At 66.4% G+C, this 14,698-nt stretch carries 12 protein-coding genes and 2 rRNA genes; 11 read left to right on the top strand and 3 right to left on the bottom strand.

The genetic code is table 11. From position 1 onward, the window contains the following. Window positions 1–214 precede the first annotated feature (214 nt). From OIE74_RS15860 to OIE74_RS15815, 10 genes are all read left to right on the top strand, one after another. A 23S ribosomal RNA gene (locus OIE74_RS15860) occupies window positions 215–3,338 on the top strand. Window positions 3,339–3,419: 81 nt separating this feature from the next. Next, a 5S ribosomal RNA gene (gene rrf, locus OIE74_RS15855) occupies window positions 3,420–3,536 on the top strand. A gap of 79 nt (window positions 3,537–3,615) precedes the next feature. Continuing rightward, the gene (locus tag OIE74_RS15850; protein ID WP_329383544.1) at window positions 3,616–4,260 is read left to right on the top strand and encodes an HAD family hydrolase; all 645 of its coding nucleotides are present in this window, start codon (window positions 3,616–3,618) and stop codon (window positions 4,258–4,260) included. 43 nt (window positions 4,261–4,303) lie between these two features. Further along, window positions 4,304–5,536: an MFS transporter gene (locus OIE74_RS15845; RefSeq protein ID WP_329383541.1), complete on the top strand. Its 1,233-nt coding sequence runs from the start codon at window positions 4,304–4,306 to the stop codon at window positions 5,534–5,536. Then, a complete protein-coding gene (locus OIE74_RS15840; protein ID WP_329383538.1) occupies window positions 5,505–6,677 on the top strand; it encodes an acetoin utilization protein AcuC in 1,173 nt (390 codons plus the stop codon). The genes OIE74_RS15845 and OIE74_RS15840 overlap by 32 nt, the downstream gene beginning before the upstream one ends. 102 nt (window positions 6,678–6,779) lie before the next feature. Then, entirely contained in the window at window positions 6,780–7,595 is an 816-nt protein-coding gene (locus OIE74_RS15835; protein ID WP_329383535.1) for a phosphatase, read from the top strand. Window positions 7,596–7,722: 127 nt separating this feature from the next. Next, entirely contained in the window at window positions 7,723–7,935 is a 213-nt protein-coding gene (locus OIE74_RS15830; protein WP_014046653.1) for a helix-turn-helix domain-containing protein, read from the top strand. Window positions 7,936–8,045: 110 nt separating this feature from the next. Continuing rightward, entirely contained in the window at window positions 8,046–8,144 is a 99-nt protein-coding gene (locus OIE74_RS15825) for a 30S ribosomal protein bS22 (RefSeq protein ID WP_003948845.1), read from the top strand. A 210-nt stretch (window positions 8,145–8,354) separates the two neighbouring features. Continuing rightward, on the top strand, window positions 8,355–9,392 hold the full coding sequence (locus OIE74_RS15820; RefSeq protein WP_329383532.1) for an NAD-dependent epimerase/dehydratase family protein: 1,038 nt from the start codon (window positions 8,355–8,357) through the stop codon (window positions 9,390–9,392). A 1-nt stretch (window position 9,393) separates the two neighbouring features. Next, window positions 9,394–10,593 carry a lysophospholipid acyltransferase family protein gene (locus OIE74_RS15815; RefSeq protein ID WP_329383529.1) on the top strand — a complete coding sequence of 400 codons (1,200 nt, stop codon included), beginning with the start codon at window positions 9,394–9,396 and terminating at the stop codon, window positions 10,591–10,593. A gap of 73 nt (window positions 10,594–10,666) precedes the next feature. Here OIE74_RS15815 and OIE74_RS15810 read toward each other — a convergent pair whose 3' ends face one another. From OIE74_RS15810 to OIE74_RS15800, 3 genes are all read right to left on the bottom strand, one after another. Beyond that, the gene (locus OIE74_RS15810; RefSeq protein ID WP_329383526.1) at window positions 10,667–11,896 is read right to left on the bottom strand and encodes a DUF5667 domain-containing protein; all 1,230 of its coding nucleotides are present in this window, start codon (window positions 11,894–11,896) and stop codon (window positions 10,667–10,669) included. A 215-nt stretch (window positions 11,897–12,111) separates the two neighbouring features. Beyond that, the gene (locus tag OIE74_RS15805; RefSeq protein WP_329383523.1) at window positions 12,112–12,912 is read right to left on the bottom strand and encodes an ECF subfamily RNA polymerase sigma factor, BldN family; all 801 of its coding nucleotides are present in this window, start codon (window positions 12,910–12,912) and stop codon (window positions 12,112–12,114) included. 278 nt (window positions 12,913–13,190) lie between these two features. Next, window positions 13,191–14,138 carry an HAD family hydrolase gene (locus OIE74_RS15800; protein WP_329383520.1) on the bottom strand — a complete coding sequence of 316 codons (948 nt, stop codon included), beginning with the start codon at window positions 14,136–14,138 and terminating at the stop codon, window positions 13,191–13,193. Between the two features lie 128 nt (window positions 14,139–14,266). Here OIE74_RS15800 and OIE74_RS15795 point away from each other — a divergent pair, with 128 nt between their 5' ends. Beyond that, on the top strand, window positions 14,267–14,542 hold the full coding sequence (locus OIE74_RS15795) for a glutaredoxin family protein (RefSeq protein ID WP_329383517.1): 276 nt from the start codon (window positions 14,267–14,269) through the stop codon (window positions 14,540–14,542). Window positions 14,543–14,698: the final 156 nt, after the last annotated feature.

Raw genomic sequence — 14,698 nt, 5'->3', positions numbered from 1 at the left:
CGGTCTTCACGGCCTGTCAGTACTGCCCCCTCTTGGGGGGCGTGGAACACAGTCCGGGGGGATGGGGAGGGCCGGGCGCGCTGTTGGGTGTCTGAGGGTACGGGCAGTGATGCTCGTCCTTCGGGTTGCCGGCCCCAGTGAACTCTGCCGTGTGGTGGGGGTGGTGGGTGGTTGGTCGTTGTTTGAGAACTGCACAGTGGACGCGAGCATCTGTGGCCAAGTTTTTAAGGGCGCACGGTGGATGCCTTGGCACCAGGAACCGATGAAGGACGTGGGAGGCCGCGATAGGCCCCGGGGAGCTGTCAACCGAGCTTTGATCCGGGGGTGTCCGAATGGGGAAACCCGGCAGTCGTCATGGGCTGTCACCTACTGCTGAACACATAGGCAGTGTGGAGGGAACGCGGGGAAGTGAAACATCTCAGTACCCGCAGGAAGAGAAAACAACCGTGATTCCGGGAGTAGTGGCGAGCGAAACTGGATGAGGCCAAACCGTATGTGTGTGATACCCGGCAGGGGTTGCGCATGCGGGGTTGTGGGAGTTCTTTTGACCGGTCTGCCGGCCGGTCGGCGAGTCAGAAACCGTTGGTGTAGGCGAAGGACATGCGAAAGGTCCGGCGTAGAGGGTAAGACCCCCGTAGCTGAAACATTAACGGCTCGTTTGAGAATCACCCAAGTAGCACGGGGCCCGAGAAATCCCGTGTGAATCTGGCGGGACCACCCGCTAAGCCTAAATATTCCCTGGTGACCGATAGCGGATAGTACCGTGAGGGAATGGTGAAAAGTACCGCGGGAGCGGAGTGAAATAGTACCTGAAACCGTGTGCCTACAAGCCGTGGGAGCGTCGCTGGCAGTACTTGTGCTGCCAGTCGTGACTGCGTGCCTTTTGAAGAATGAGCCTGCGAGTTTGCGGTGTGTTGCGAGGTTAACCCGTGTGGGGAAGCCGTAGCGAAAGCGAGTCCGAATAGGGCGTCATAGTAGCGCGCTCAAGACCCGAAGCGGAGTGATCTAGCCATGGGCAGGTTGAAGCGGCTGTAAGAGGTCGTGGAGGACCGAACCCACCAGGGTTGAAAACCTGGGGGATGACCTGTGGTTAGGGGTGAAAGGCCAATCAAACTCCGTGATAGCTGGTTCTCCCCGAAATGCATTTAGGTGCAGCGTCGTGTGTTTCTTGCCGGAGGTAGAGCACTGGATAGGCGATGGGCCCTACCGGGTTACTGACCTTAGCCAAACTCCGAATGCCGGTAAGTGAGAGCGCGGCAGTGAGACTGTGGGGGATAAGCTCCATGGTCGAGAGGGAAACAGCCCAGAGCATCGACTAAGGCCCCTAAGCGTACGCTAAGTGGGAAAGGATGTGGAGTCGCAGAGACAACCAGGAGGTTGGCTTAGAAGCAGCCATCCTTGAAAGAGTGCGTAATAGCTCACTGGTCAAGTGATTCCGCGCCGACAATGTAGCGGGGCTCAAGCGTACCGCCGAAGTCGTGTCATTCCAGCATGTGGGCCAACGCCCGTTGGGATGGGTAGGGGAGCGTCGTGTGCCGGGTGAAGCCGCGCCGGAAGGCAGTGGTGGACGGTTCACGAGTGAGAATGCAGGCATGAGTAGCGATACACACGTGGGAAACGTGTGCGCCGATTGACTAAGGGTTCCTGGGTCAAGCTGATCTGCCCAGGGTAAGTCGGGACCTAAGGCGAGGCCGACAGGCGTAGTCGATGGACAACCGGTTGATATTCCGGTACCCGCTTTGAAACGCCCAGTGTTGAATCCTCTGATGCTAAGACCGTGAAGCCGTTCCGGACCCTTCGGGGAATGGAAAGTGGTGGAGCCGTTGACCCGAGGTGGTAGTAGGCAAGCGATGGGGTGACGCAGGAAGGTAGTCCAGCCCGGGCGGTGGTTGTCCCGGGGTAAGGGTGTAGGACGCACGGTAGGCAAATCCGTCGTGCATATAAGTCTGAGACCTGATGCCGAGCCGATTGTGGTGAAGTGGATGATCCTATGCTGTCGAGAAAAGCCTCTAGCGAGTTTCATGGCGGCCCGTACCCTAAACCGACTCAGGTGGTCAGGTAGAGAATACCGAGGCGTTCGGGTGAACTATGGTTAAGGAACTCGGCAAAATGCCCCCGTAACTTCGGGAGAAGGGGGGCCATTTCTGGTGATGGGTCTTGCACCTTGAGCTGGGGGTGGCCGCAGAGACCAGCGAGAAGCGACTGTTTACTAAAAACACAGGTCCGTGCGAAGCCGTAAGGCGATGTATACGGACTGACGCCTGCCCGGTGCTGGAACGTTAAGGGGACCGGTTAGTCACATTTCGGTGTGGCGAGGCTGAGAACTTAAGCGCCAGTAAACGGCGGTGGTAACTATAACCATCCTAAGGTAGCGAAATTCCTTGTCGGGTAAGTTCCGACCTGCACGAATGGCGTAACGACTTCTCGACTGTCTCAACCATAGGCCCGGTGAAATTGCACTACGAGTAAAGATGCTCGTTTCGCGCAGCAGGACGGAAAGACCCCGGGACCTTTACTACAGTTTGATATTGGTGTTCGGTTCGGCTTGTGTAGGATAGGTGGGAGACTGTGAAGTGGCCACGCCAGTGGTTGTGGAGTCGTCGTTGAAATACCACTCTGGTCGTGCTGGATGTCTAACCTGGGTCCGTGATCCGGATCAGGGACAGTGTCTGATGGGTAGTTTAACTGGGGCGGTTGCCTCCTAAAGGGTAACGGAGGCGCCCAAAGGTTCCCTCAGCCTGGTTGGTAATCAGGTGTTGAGTGTAAGTGCACAAGGGAGCTTGACTGTGAGACCGACGGGTCGAGCAGGGACGAAAGTCGGGACTAGTGATCCGGCGGTGGCTTGTGGAAGCGCCGTCGCTCAACGGATAAAAGGTACCCCGGGGATAACAGGCTGATCTTCCCCAAGAGTCCATATCGACGGGATGGTTTGGCACCTCGATGTCGGCTCGTCGCATCCTGGGGCTGGAGTCGGTCCCAAGGGTTGGGCTGTTCGCCCATTAAAGCGGTACGCGAGCTGGGTTTAGAACGTCGTGAGACAGTTCGGTCCCTATCCGCTGCGCGCGTAGGAGTCTTGAGAAGGGCTGTCCCTAGTACGAGAGGACCGGGACGGACGAACCTCTGGTGTGCCAGTTGTTCTGCCAAGGGCATGGCTGGTTGGCTACGTTCGGGAGGGATAACCGCTGAAAGCATCTAAGCGGGAAGCCTGCTTCGAGATGAGGGCTCCCACCCACTTGATGGGGTAAGGCTCCCAGTAGACGACTGGGTTGATAGGCCGGATATGGAAGCACTGTGAGGTGTGGAGTTGACCGGTACTAATAGGCCGAGGGCTTGTCCTCAGTTGCTCGCGTCCACTGTGTTAGTTCTGAGACAACGAACAGGCTGTGCTGTCATCCACCTGTTTGTGTGTTTCGCAGTGTTTCGGTGGTCATTGCGTGAGGGAAACGCCCGGTTACATTCCGAACCCGGAAGCTAAGCCTTTCAGCGCCGATGGTACTGCAGGGGGGACCCTGTGGGAGAGTAGGACGCCGCCGAACAATCATTGGCCTCGGCCCCTGGACCATGTGTCCGGGGGCCGAGGCATTTTTGCGTTCGGGGGCCGTTTACAGTCGGCGTATGCGCTATGCACTGATTATCTTCGACAACGACGGCGTCCTCGTCGACAGCGAGCCGCTTTCCAACACCATCCTTGCCGGCTATCTCACCGAGCTCGGTCATCCGACCACGTACGAGGATTCCCTCCGCGACTACATGGGCGCCGCGGTCCACCGGGTGCACGACCTTGTACGGGAGAGGACCGGGCAGCAGCTGCCCGCCGACTTCGACGACACCCTGCACCGTCGCGTGTTCGCCGCGTTCGAGCGGGAGTTGGAGCCCGTGGAAGGTGTTACCGAGGTGCTGGGCAAGCTGGTCGCCGACGGGCAGCCGTACTGTGTCGCGTCGTCCGGGAGCCATGAGCGGATCCGGGTGGGACACCGTAAGACCGGGCTGGACCGGTGGTTCGAGCCCGGGATTGTCTTCAGCGCGCAGGACGTCGGGCGCGGCAAGCCGGCCCCCGATCTCTTTCTGCACGCCGCCGACCGGATGGGCGTGGACCCCGCGCGGTGCGTTGTTGTCGAGGACAGTCCGCTCGGGCTGGCCGCGGCGCGGGCGGCCGGGATGGATGTGTACGCGTTCACCGCGATGACCCCTGCCGAGAAGCTGCCGGGGGCGACGGGGTACTTCTCCTCGATGGCCGAGCTCCTGGAACTGCTTGGTTGATCCATCTACCCCTGGGTAGCGCTGAGCCATACGCTGTCCGGCCATGACAGGCATACCGGTCAACACAGATGTGCGGTTGAGACACGGACGGGTGGCCCTGGCCCTGAGCTTCCTCGTGCAAGGGGTCGCCTTCGCTCTCCTCGTCACGCGCATTCCCGCCATCCAGGACCGGTACGGGATATCCGACGGACTGCTGCCGGTGTTCCTCGCGGCCGTGCCGATTCTCGCCGGTGTGGGCAGCGTGCTCACCGAGAAGATCGTCGCGCACATGCGGCCCCGCGTCGTACTGCGCTGGGCCCAGCCCGTCGTGCTGCTCGCTCTCCTCGGGGTGGCCGCCGGTGATCAGATGTGGCAGCTCGCCGTCGCGCTCGGCGGGTTCGGGCTGTCGGTCGGTGCTCTCGACGCGTCGATGAACATGCTGGGCGTGCGCCTTCAACGGGCGTACGGGCGCAGCATCATGCCCGGTTTCCACGCCACGTACAGCCTCGGGGGTATCGCCGGGGCCTCGCTCGCCTGGGCCGGCGCGCACTGGGATCTGTCGCTGCTGGTGTCGTATCTGCCGGTCGTCGTTGTGCTGTTGCCGGCCGCGCTCGTCGGGAGCCGCTGGTACACAGAAGCGGACACGGACACGGACACTGGCACCAACACCGGTGATGCGAAAGCCACCACCGCCGGCAGCGTGGCCTTCAAGGCCCTCCTGCCCCTCTGTCTCGTCATGACCTTCGCCTATATCGGTGACTCCACCGTCTCCAACTGGAGCGCCAAGTACCTCCAGGACGTCCTGGGGAGCTCCGACGAGGTCGCCACCGTCCCGTACAACGCCTACATGGTCACCACCCTTCTCGGCCGCGCCGCCGGTGACCTCGGCGTACGCCGCTTCGGCCCGGTCGCCGTCGTGCGGTTCGGGGCGCTCTTCGCCGCCGCCGGGTTCGCGGTGGTCGCGCTGGCGCCCGGCGCGTGGGTGGGGATCCTGGGGTTCACGGTGCTCGGGTTCGGGCTCTGCGTCCTCGTGCCGCAGTGCTTCGCCGCCGCCGGGCGGATGTTCCCGGGCGCCAGCGACGCGGCTGTCGCCCGGCTGAACATCTTCAACTACGTGGGGTTCCTGATCGGTTCTCCCCTCGTCGGCGCCCTCGGTGACCTGTGGAGCTACCGGGGCGCGATGCTCGTACCGATGCTGATGATCCTGGTGACCCTGGTGTACGCCCCGTCGTTCGCCGACGGTGCCGCCCGATACGGTGGCAGGCATGACCGGTCGCGCGCAGCTGATGTGGGATGACGCCGTAACGGGTTACAACTTCGGGGCGAGTCACCCGATGGACCCGGTGCGGCTGGCACTGACCAGGGAGCTCGTACGCGCGTACGGGCTGGACAGCAAGGTGGACGTGGTCTCCGCGCCCTCCGCCGGGGATTCCACGCTGAGACTCGTCCACCGCCAGGAGTACGTCGAAGCGGTACGGCGCTACTCGGCCGATCCGCGGTCCGCCGACGGTTCGTACGGCATCGGGACACCCGACGATCCGGCCTTCGCCGGCATGCACGAGGCGTCCGCGCTCATCGCCGGGCAGTCGGTCGGCGCCGCCGACGCGGTATGGCGCGGGGAGACGAACCACGCCGTGAACTTCGCCGGCGGCCTGCACCACGCGATGCCCGGGGCGGCCTCGGGCTTCTGCGTCTACAACGACGCCTCGCTCGCCGTCGCCCGCTTCCTGGAGCTGGGCGCGGAGCGCGTCGCGTACGTGGACGTGGACGTGCACCACGGGGACGGTGTCCAGGCGTCGTTCTGGGACGACCCGCGCGTGCTGACCATCTCGCTGCACGAGCATCCCCGCACGCTCTTCCCGCAGACCGGCTGGCCGGAGGAGACGGGCGGGGACGCGGCCGAGGGGAGCGCGGTCAATCTGCCGCTGCCCGCGGGGACGGGCGACGAGGGATGGCTGCGGGCCTTCCACGCCGTCGTACCCGAACTGCTCGCGGACTTCCGGCCGCAGGCGCTGGTGACACAGCACGGCGCCGACACGCACTTCGAGGACCCGCTGGCCCACCTGGCGGTGTCGCTCGACGCGCAGCGCGCCGTGCAGGCCTCCTGCCACGAACTGGCGCACGCCTACGTCGACGAGGCCCGCTGGGTCGCTCTCGGCGGTGGCGGATACTCGGTCGTGGACGTCGTGCCGCGTTCCTGGACGCACCTGGTGGCGATCGCGGCGCACGCGCCCATCGATCCGAAGACGCCGGTGCCGGAGGAGTGGCGGGACGAGGTGTACGCCCGTACGCGTGAGTCCGCGCCCCATCGGATGACGGACGGGCGTACGGCGAACTGGGAGTCCTGGGACGCGGGTTACGACCCGGCCGACCGGCTGGACCAGGCGATCATCGCGACCCGCAAGGCGTCCTTCCCGCTGCGAGGGCTGCTGCCCTGACGCCCCCGGCCGACGCACCGCGCGCCCTCTCGGCTACTCCAACTGTGCGGTCCCGCAACCGTTTTGGCCCCGTGTCCCGCCCGGTGCGGGACCATCGGGACCGTGCCGATCACCAACGCCCTCCGGGCCCATCTGCTGGCCGCCCGACTGGCCGGCCCGGTGGCCACCACGCGGGAGCAGAGCCTGCGCAGTTACCGGCTCTTCGCCGCCCGCGATCCGCGCGCGACGCTGGGCCTCACCCCCGAACGGGCCTGGCACGAGCGTGACTTGCTGCGGCTCATGGCCGACCGGTGCGGAGTGTCGGGGGACCCGGCGCATGTGTCGGGCGGCGATGTCATCGACCCCGAGCGGACGTTGAGCAGCCTCGACGCCTTCGCCGAGCGGCTCGGCGCGGCCGTCGGCCGGCGGGCTCCCGTGCTGTTCGGAACCGGGCATCCGCACCGGTTGATCGGCTTCTACGCGGGGTTGGCAGACGCTTTGTCGGCAGCTGGATGCGTCGTCCTCACTCCGGCGAAGGGGAGATGTATCGACATAACGACCCGGTTCGGCGTACGCACATACCGCCTGGACTATGTACGGGGAGTCGCGTTGGTGCGGGAATCCGAAGCCTCGAGCGCGGGGAGTGAGACCGGCGCACACACGCATTCCCCTCTCCCCGTTCGGGTCGCGCTGGACGGTGCGGCGGAGGCGGGCGGGCCGCTCCCGGAGCTGGTCGTCGGAGACCATGGATGGGTCTGCGGGGCAGGTCAGTTGGGCATCGAGGCCATCGGGCTCGCCGACACCGACGATCCGGCGCTCTTCGTCGGTGAGGCGGAGGGCCGCGTGTCCGTCGTGGTTCCGGTTGACGACGGTGTCCGGTCCGATTATTACCGTCCACTGACTCGCTATGTGCTCAATCGAGCGTGTCTGTCACAGTAGGCGGCCATGTGCTGCTCCTCTTCCCCACTCGTACCACCCGCCCCTACTCTGGGTGTGAGCGCACAGCGACGAAGAGTCACCGGAGGGGAAGCCGGTGCGCGTCGGGTGCGGAAGGTACAGGTGGGTCATGGCTGCTGGCAGCGAGAGGCCTCTCAACGAGGTCAAGTTCCTTACCGTGGCGGAAGTCGCCTCGGTCATGCGAGTGTCGAAGATGACCGTGTATCGATTGGTGCACAGTGGTCATCTGCCGGCGATCCGGGTGGGCAGGTCTTTCCGGGTTCCGGAGCAAGCGGTTCACGAGTATCTCCGCGAGTCTTTCGTGGGGGTCGAATCCGCCTGAGATTTCCCTCGGATTACGTCCCTCACTCGGCGACGGGTAGGCTGGGCCAACGTAGGTCGTGTGGGCCCAGACGCCCCGCACCGAGTGAAGAGAAGTGAGCGAGGGTAGTCGTGGGCTCTGTTATCAAGAAGCGGCGTAAGCGGATGGCCAAGAAGAAGCACCGCAAGCTGCTCAAGCGCACCCGCGTCCAGCGTCGTAACAAGAAGTGAGCGACAGCTGTACGTGACATCGCGGCCCTTCCACCATGCAGGTGGGAGGGCCGTGGTGCGTTACGGCTCACGTTACGGCTCAAAGATTTCGCGAAGCTCCGGAGAAGAGCCTCGTGCGGCCGTCCCCCGGCTACGCCGACCCGCTACGGTGACGGCTGGGACAAGCAATGTGCTTGGGTCGGACATCGAATTCAGGGGAAGGCGCTGATCTTGGGCAAGGTCGTGCTCGTGACCGGAGTGGCCCGCCAGCTCGGCAGCCGTCTCGTACGGAGAATTCTGCGCGACTCCGAGGTGGACCGCGTCATCGGCGTGGACGCCGTCACTCCCGAGCACAGTCTCGGCGGTGCCGATTTCGTACGGGCGGACATCCGCCAGCCCGCCATAGCGCGCGTCCTGGCCGAGCATTCCGTCGACACGGTCGTGCACATGGACGTGACGGGCACGCCGCTGGGCACCGGCGGCCGGACGGCCGTCAAGGAGACGAACGTCATCGGCACGATGCAACTGCTCGGCGCCTGCCAGAAGTCGCCCACCGTCGAGCGCCTGGTCGTCAAGTCGAGCACGAGCGTGTACGGCTCCGCGCCCCGGGACCCGGCCGTCTTCACCGAGAACACCCCGCCCAAGTCGCTGCCCAGCGGCGGCTTCGCGAAGGACGCGGTGGAGGTCGAGGGGTACGTACGCGGGTTCGCGCGCCGCCGTCCCGATGTCGCGGTGTGCGTACTGCGCTTCGCGAACATCCTGGGGCCGGCGGCGGATTCACCGCTCGCCGAGTATCTGGCGCTGCCCGTGCTGCCGACGGTCTTCGGCTACGATCCGCGGCTCCAGTTCGTCCACGAGGACGACGTCATCGACGTCCTGCGGATCGCCCTGCACGAGCCGCGGCGCGGCACGCTCAACAGCGGGACCTTCAACATCGCCGGTGACGGTGTGCTGTTGCTCTCGCAGTGCTCCCGGCGCCTGGGCAGGCCGACAGTGCCCGTTCTGCTGCCCGCGGTGACCTGGGTCGGCTCCGCGCTGCGCACGCTCGGTGTGACGGACTTCTCGCCGGAGCAGATCCGGCTGCTGACCCACGGCAGGGTTGTCAGCACGGACCAGATGCGCGAGACACTGGGGTTCGTACCCACGTACACCACGGCGGAGGCCTTCACGGACTTCGCACGTAGCCGGGGTGCCGGGCTGTTGCCGCCGGAGGCTGTCGCCGACGCGGTCGACCGGCTCGCCACCCTCGTCAGCAAGGAGCGCATCTGACATGGCCGATGCCAAGGTCATTCCCTTCGGCGAAGAGCCCCGGTCACGGCGCGCGGCGCGGTTGGGCGGCGCCGCCGGCACCGGCGGCGGGACTTCGAAAGCGGCGAAGTCTTCGAAAGCGGCGAAGGACGCCGCCGCGAAGCGCGCGCAAGGGCGCGGCAAGTCCGCCTCGTCCCAGTCGGGTTCGGGGCCGCAATCGTCGCTCTCGTCCGTTCCCGATCAGCCGGACGGGACGCGGGACGCCGCCACCGGCGACGCGCGGGACGCCGATCCGAGCCAGGCCGGTGCGGCAGATGCGCCAAGCGAGACCGGGGCGGACGATGTCCGGCCCGAGACCGATGCCGAGCCCCGGCCCGGCGGGGGCGACTGGGACCGGCGGCTCGCCCAGGGCTTCGCCTTCCTGCGGCGCCGGGTCACGGGCGACTACGAGGTCGACGAGTTCGGTTACGACAAGGAACTCACCGACCAGGTCCTGATGTCGCTGATCCGGCCCCTCTACGCGAACTACTTCCGCGTGGAGGTGAAGGGCATCGAGAACATCCCCGCGGACGGCGGCGCCCTGGTGGTGTCCAACCACTCGGGCACCCTCCCGCTGGACGGCCTGATGATGCAGGTCGCCGTCCACGACAACCATCCCGCCGGCCGCCATCTGCGGCTGCTCGCCGCGGACCTGGTGTTCATGCTGCCGGTCGTCAACGAGCTGGCGCGCAAGGCCGGTCACACCCTGGCCTGTGCTGAGGACGCCGAACGGCTGCTCCAGCGCGGCGAGATCGTCGGTGTGATGCCGGAGGGCTTCAAGGGCCTCGGCAAGCCCTTCGGTGAGCGCTACAAGTTGCAGCGCTTCGGCCGGGGCGGATTCGTCTCGACCGCGCTGCGGCAGGGCGTGCCGATCGTGCCGTGCTCGATCGTCGGGGCGGAGGAGATCTACCCGATGCTCGGCAACTCCAAGACGCTGGCCCGGCTGCTGGGATTCCCGTACTTCCCGATCACGCCGACGTTCCCGTGGCTCGGGCCGCTGGGCGCGCTGCCGCTGCCGACGAAGTGGACGATCCAGTTCGGCGAGCCGATTCCGACGGACGGCTATCCGCCGGAGGCGGCCGAGGACCCGATGCTGATGTTCAACCTGACCGATCAGGTACGGGAGCAGATCCAGCACACGCTCTACAAACTGCTCGTACAGCGGCGGTCGGTCTTCTTCTGACGCCGCGTTCGCACGTATGAGAGGAGGCGAGGGCCGTCGGCCCTCGCCTCCTCTTCCGCCTACGGCGCCTTCGTCAGTCCACGTCCTCGGTGTCGATGCCCAGACCCGGCAGCAGGTTGGGCAGCAGCGGCGGGATCGTGATGTCCGGGGCCGGGGGGATGCCTCCCTGGCCGGGCGCCGACGGAAGGCCGTCGCCCGGTGGCGGGTTGAGCAGATCGCCGGGGGCGGTGGGCAGCAGCCCATCGTCCTCCGTGGCACCGGGACCGGACGGGCTCGGCTTCCCGCCGTTGTCCGTACGGCCCGTGTCGGGGGCCGACTTCGACGGCGACGGGCCGATGTCCGGACCGCCGCCCGAGCCGTTGGACTCGTTGGTGGTGGCACCGCCCGGATTCTGCGGGCGCCGGTCCTGGTCCGGGGAGCGGGGCAGCAGTGACTGAAGCGGGGCGACGTCTTCGTCTATGGCGTCGAAGACCGAGTTGACCTGGCTGCCCACGTCGCTCAGCTGCGGTGGCAGCTGGTCCCGCACGCCGTCCCAGATGGCGCGGTGCGACGCGGAGAACGAGGAGAGCGTCGCGATCGACTTGATCTTGCCGTCCTTCTCGTACGCCTGGTTCAGCAGCCGATGGCCCTCGGTGGCGTCGTGACTCATGCCGTTGAGCGTCCGGCGGATCTCGCCGAGCGATTCATGGTCGAGCGCGCCGGAGCGGCCACGTTCGAGCAGGCGGCGGGCTTCGCTCAGCCGGGTCGACGCGTGGTCGAGGTAGAGACCGCCACGGTCGGCGTCCTCGTCGGCCAGGCCCAGCTTGAAGTCCTCCATGCCGCGCTTCAGCCCGTACAGCGAATCACCGGGCAGGGCATCGGAACTGGCGGCGGCCACTCCGCCGAAGGCGCCGGCGGCGACACCGACCGTGAGACCTCCGGCCGCGAGCCCTTTGGACCAGCGGGACTTCGGCCGGAGCCTCCGGAGCCCCCGGAGCGGGGACGCCCGGTGGGCTCCTCTCCCGGATGTCCGCCGCTGCTCGGGCACCGCGGGGCCGGTGTCCGCCGGTCCGTCCGCAGTGCCCTCCTGAAGCATGGCCTCCATGGCTGCCACGAGCTGTGCCCGTTGCACCACCTTGACCTCGGGGTCCAGCGTGGGTCTCGGTAGTTCTCCGAGACCGGTCGCCAGGGCCAACAGCCGCCCCTGCTCAGTCGGTTCGGCCGAAACGGCGGGCTGCTCCGCCGCCTCGCCCTGGGGCGTCCGGTCTTCCAGGGCCTGGGCGAAGGCGTTCGCCCGCCGGTGTGCCGAGACATTCGCGATCACTGGCGGCACCTCCTCTCGTCATGACGATCGACTCCCCTGAGGGTTCGGAAGGTTGCACGCCTTGAGCGCATCCACAGGGAGCCTGCATCCCGGACAACGAGCGTCGCGGCACTTGGGTTACGCGCGAAAGATGATCGGACCAGTGCGTCATCGAGGCGTCACCGACCGTGAGTTGAACGGTGAGTTGAACGGTGCGCCGGACCGGTCGGCAAGTATCAGCGGGCGTCCTCCGGGAGCAGCCGCGCCAGCGTGCGAACGGCCCGGTACTGCAAGGTTTTGATCGCTCCTTCGTTCTTCCCCATGACCCGGGCGGTCTCGGCGACCGAGAGCCCTTGCAGGAAGCGCAGCGTCACGCACTCCTGCTGCTGGGGGTTGAGTTTCCGTACGGCTTCGAGCAGCGCGGCGTTGGAGAGGGACTCAAGGACGGAGTCCTCCGGGCTGCGCTCGACCTCGTTGGCGTCGAGCATTTCGCCGGTGGTCACTTCCAGTCGGAAGCGGCTCGATTTGAAGTGGTCCGCGACCAGGTTCCGCGCGATCGTGACCAGCCAGGCGCCGAAGTCGCGGCCCTGCCAGGTGAATGTGGAGATACGGCGCAGGGCGCGCAGGAAGGTCTCACTGGTGAGGTCCTCTGCGGTTGCCTTGCCGCCCACGCGGTAATAGATGTAGCGGTAGACGGTGTCGCTGTACTGGTCGTACAGCCTGCCGAACGCTTCGGCCTCGCCGGCCTGGGCGCGCTCGACGAGCTCCATCATGCGGGCGCTGTCGCTGTCGGCCGTGGGGCGGCGGACAGGGGTGGAGGCGGAGGTGGTGGCGCTGTGCCGGCTTCCCCGTCTGCCGACCGCCGCACCACCGTTCGCCAGGGCATAGCAAGGACCAATCGGGCCGCTCACGGCAGGGGCCGCGGCGGCGAGGGCGGGGACGGCGTACGCGGTGGGGACGAAGCCGCGCAAGTGGTCGAGGACCGATGCGCGCAGCGTAGCCAGGCCCGAGGCGTCAACCCCGACGTGTGGGTACACGGGACTCCCAGAGGCAGAGCTTCCATCACGTTCAGTGCGGGACCATTCACTCGTCGTGGCGACGTGTGGGGTCCGGTATGCGTCTGAGGAGAATAACGCTTCGTACAGGCAGCACTACACCCAGTTGCTCAAATCATCGATTACGTCGCTTCTGTTACGCCTATATGGCGAATCAAGTAGCACATCGTGAGCAGTTATTGATCGCTTGGTGTCACGATCTGTCAGCTGGGGTGATCTGTTGTGCCTGAGTCAGGCAGCGGCGGTGGGTCGGCGGCGAGTCAGCGGCGGCGGCGGTGCAGCGCCACCGCGGCGGCCGTGCCGCCCGCCAGCGCGCCGACCCCGGCGGCCGCCGGGATGCCGACCTTGGCCGCCTTGCGGCCCGTCCGGTAGTCGCGCAGCCGCCATTCGCGGTCCTTGGCGTGCTTGCGGAGCTTGCTGTCCGGGTTGATCGCGTACGGATGTCCGACGAGCGAGAGCATCGGGATGTCGTTGTGCGAGTCGCTGTACGCCGCGCAGCGGTCCAGGTCGAAGTCCTCGGCCGCGGCCAGCGCCCGTACCGCCTCGGCCTTCGCCGGGCCGTGCAGCGGCTCGCCGACGAGCTTGCCGGTGTAGACGCCGTCGATCGACTCGGCGACGGTGCCGAGCGCGCCGGTCAGGCCGAGGCGCCGGGCGATGATCGTGGCCGTCTCGACGGGCGCGGCGGTCACCAGCCAGACCTGCTGCCCGGCGTCGAGGTGTGCCTGGGCGAGCGTGCGGGTGCCGGGCCAGATGCGGTCGGCCATGTACTCGTCGTAGATCTCCTCGCCGATGGACATCAGCTCGGAGACCCGGTGGCCCTTGACGATGGACAGCGCGCTGTCGCGGGCGTCCTGCATGTGCTGCGGGTCCTCGACGCCGGCGAGCCGGAACCAGGTCTGCTGCCAGGCGAATCTGGCCAGTTCACGGCGCTGGAAGAACTTCCGCTTGTAGAGCCCGCGGCCGAAGTGGAAGATCGCGGCGCCCTGCATGACGGTGTTGTCCAGGTCGAAGAAGGCAGCGGCGCGCGCGTCACCGAAGACGGGGAAGTCCGGCACGGCCGGGTCGGCGGCGGTGCCTGTCGGTGCCGCGCCGACGCCGTCGATCTCCTGTGACGACTTGAGTCCTGCCTCTGCTGCGGCCTCACCCGCGAGCACGCTCCGTGCTGTCGCGGAGCGCTTACGGGGGGTGAGCCATCCCAGTGCGGCCATAGCGTGAGCATAGTCAGTCTGTTCGGTACTTCCGGACGCGCCGGGGTGCCGTCGGTGTGAACTCTCCGAGAAGGCGGAGGGCCGGGCCCTGTCCGGGGGGTCTTCGCGGGGCGCGGAGAATGGACGGCATGAGCCCTCTCCTGCGTCGTACGAAGAAGAATCCGGCCGAGCGTGTGGTGACGCTCGTCTCCAAACCCGGCTGTCATCTCTGTGACGACGCGCGCGCCGTCGTGGCCGCGGTGTGCGCCGAGACCGGGGCATCTTGGGATGAGAAGGACATCACGGTCGACGAAGAGCTGCGTCGCGCTTACTGGGAGCAAATCCCGGTCGTGCTCGTGGACGGCGAGCAGCACACTTTCTGGCGTGTGGACGCCGATCGTCTCCGCAAGGAACTGGGGGCCTGACAGAAAGACGGTTACGATCGTGGGCGCTTTGCCGAGCCTTTTCCGAAGAGCCGGGACGACCGGCTCGGCGGGCGCGGAGAGGGTGGTCTCGGGGGCGTGGTCATGAGGAGTTGTACTGCTTTGCCCCCATCATGGGTTGAACGGACCGGTACGGTC

It is taken from the genome of Streptomyces sp. NBC_01716 (genome assembly GCF_036248275.1).
Taxonomy (GTDB): domain Bacteria; phylum Actinomycetota; class Actinomycetes; order Streptomycetales; family Streptomycetaceae; genus Streptomyces.
The sequence above is the reverse complement of the archived record's forward strand: the minus strand, read 5'-3'. Positions and strand labels throughout refer to the sequence as shown.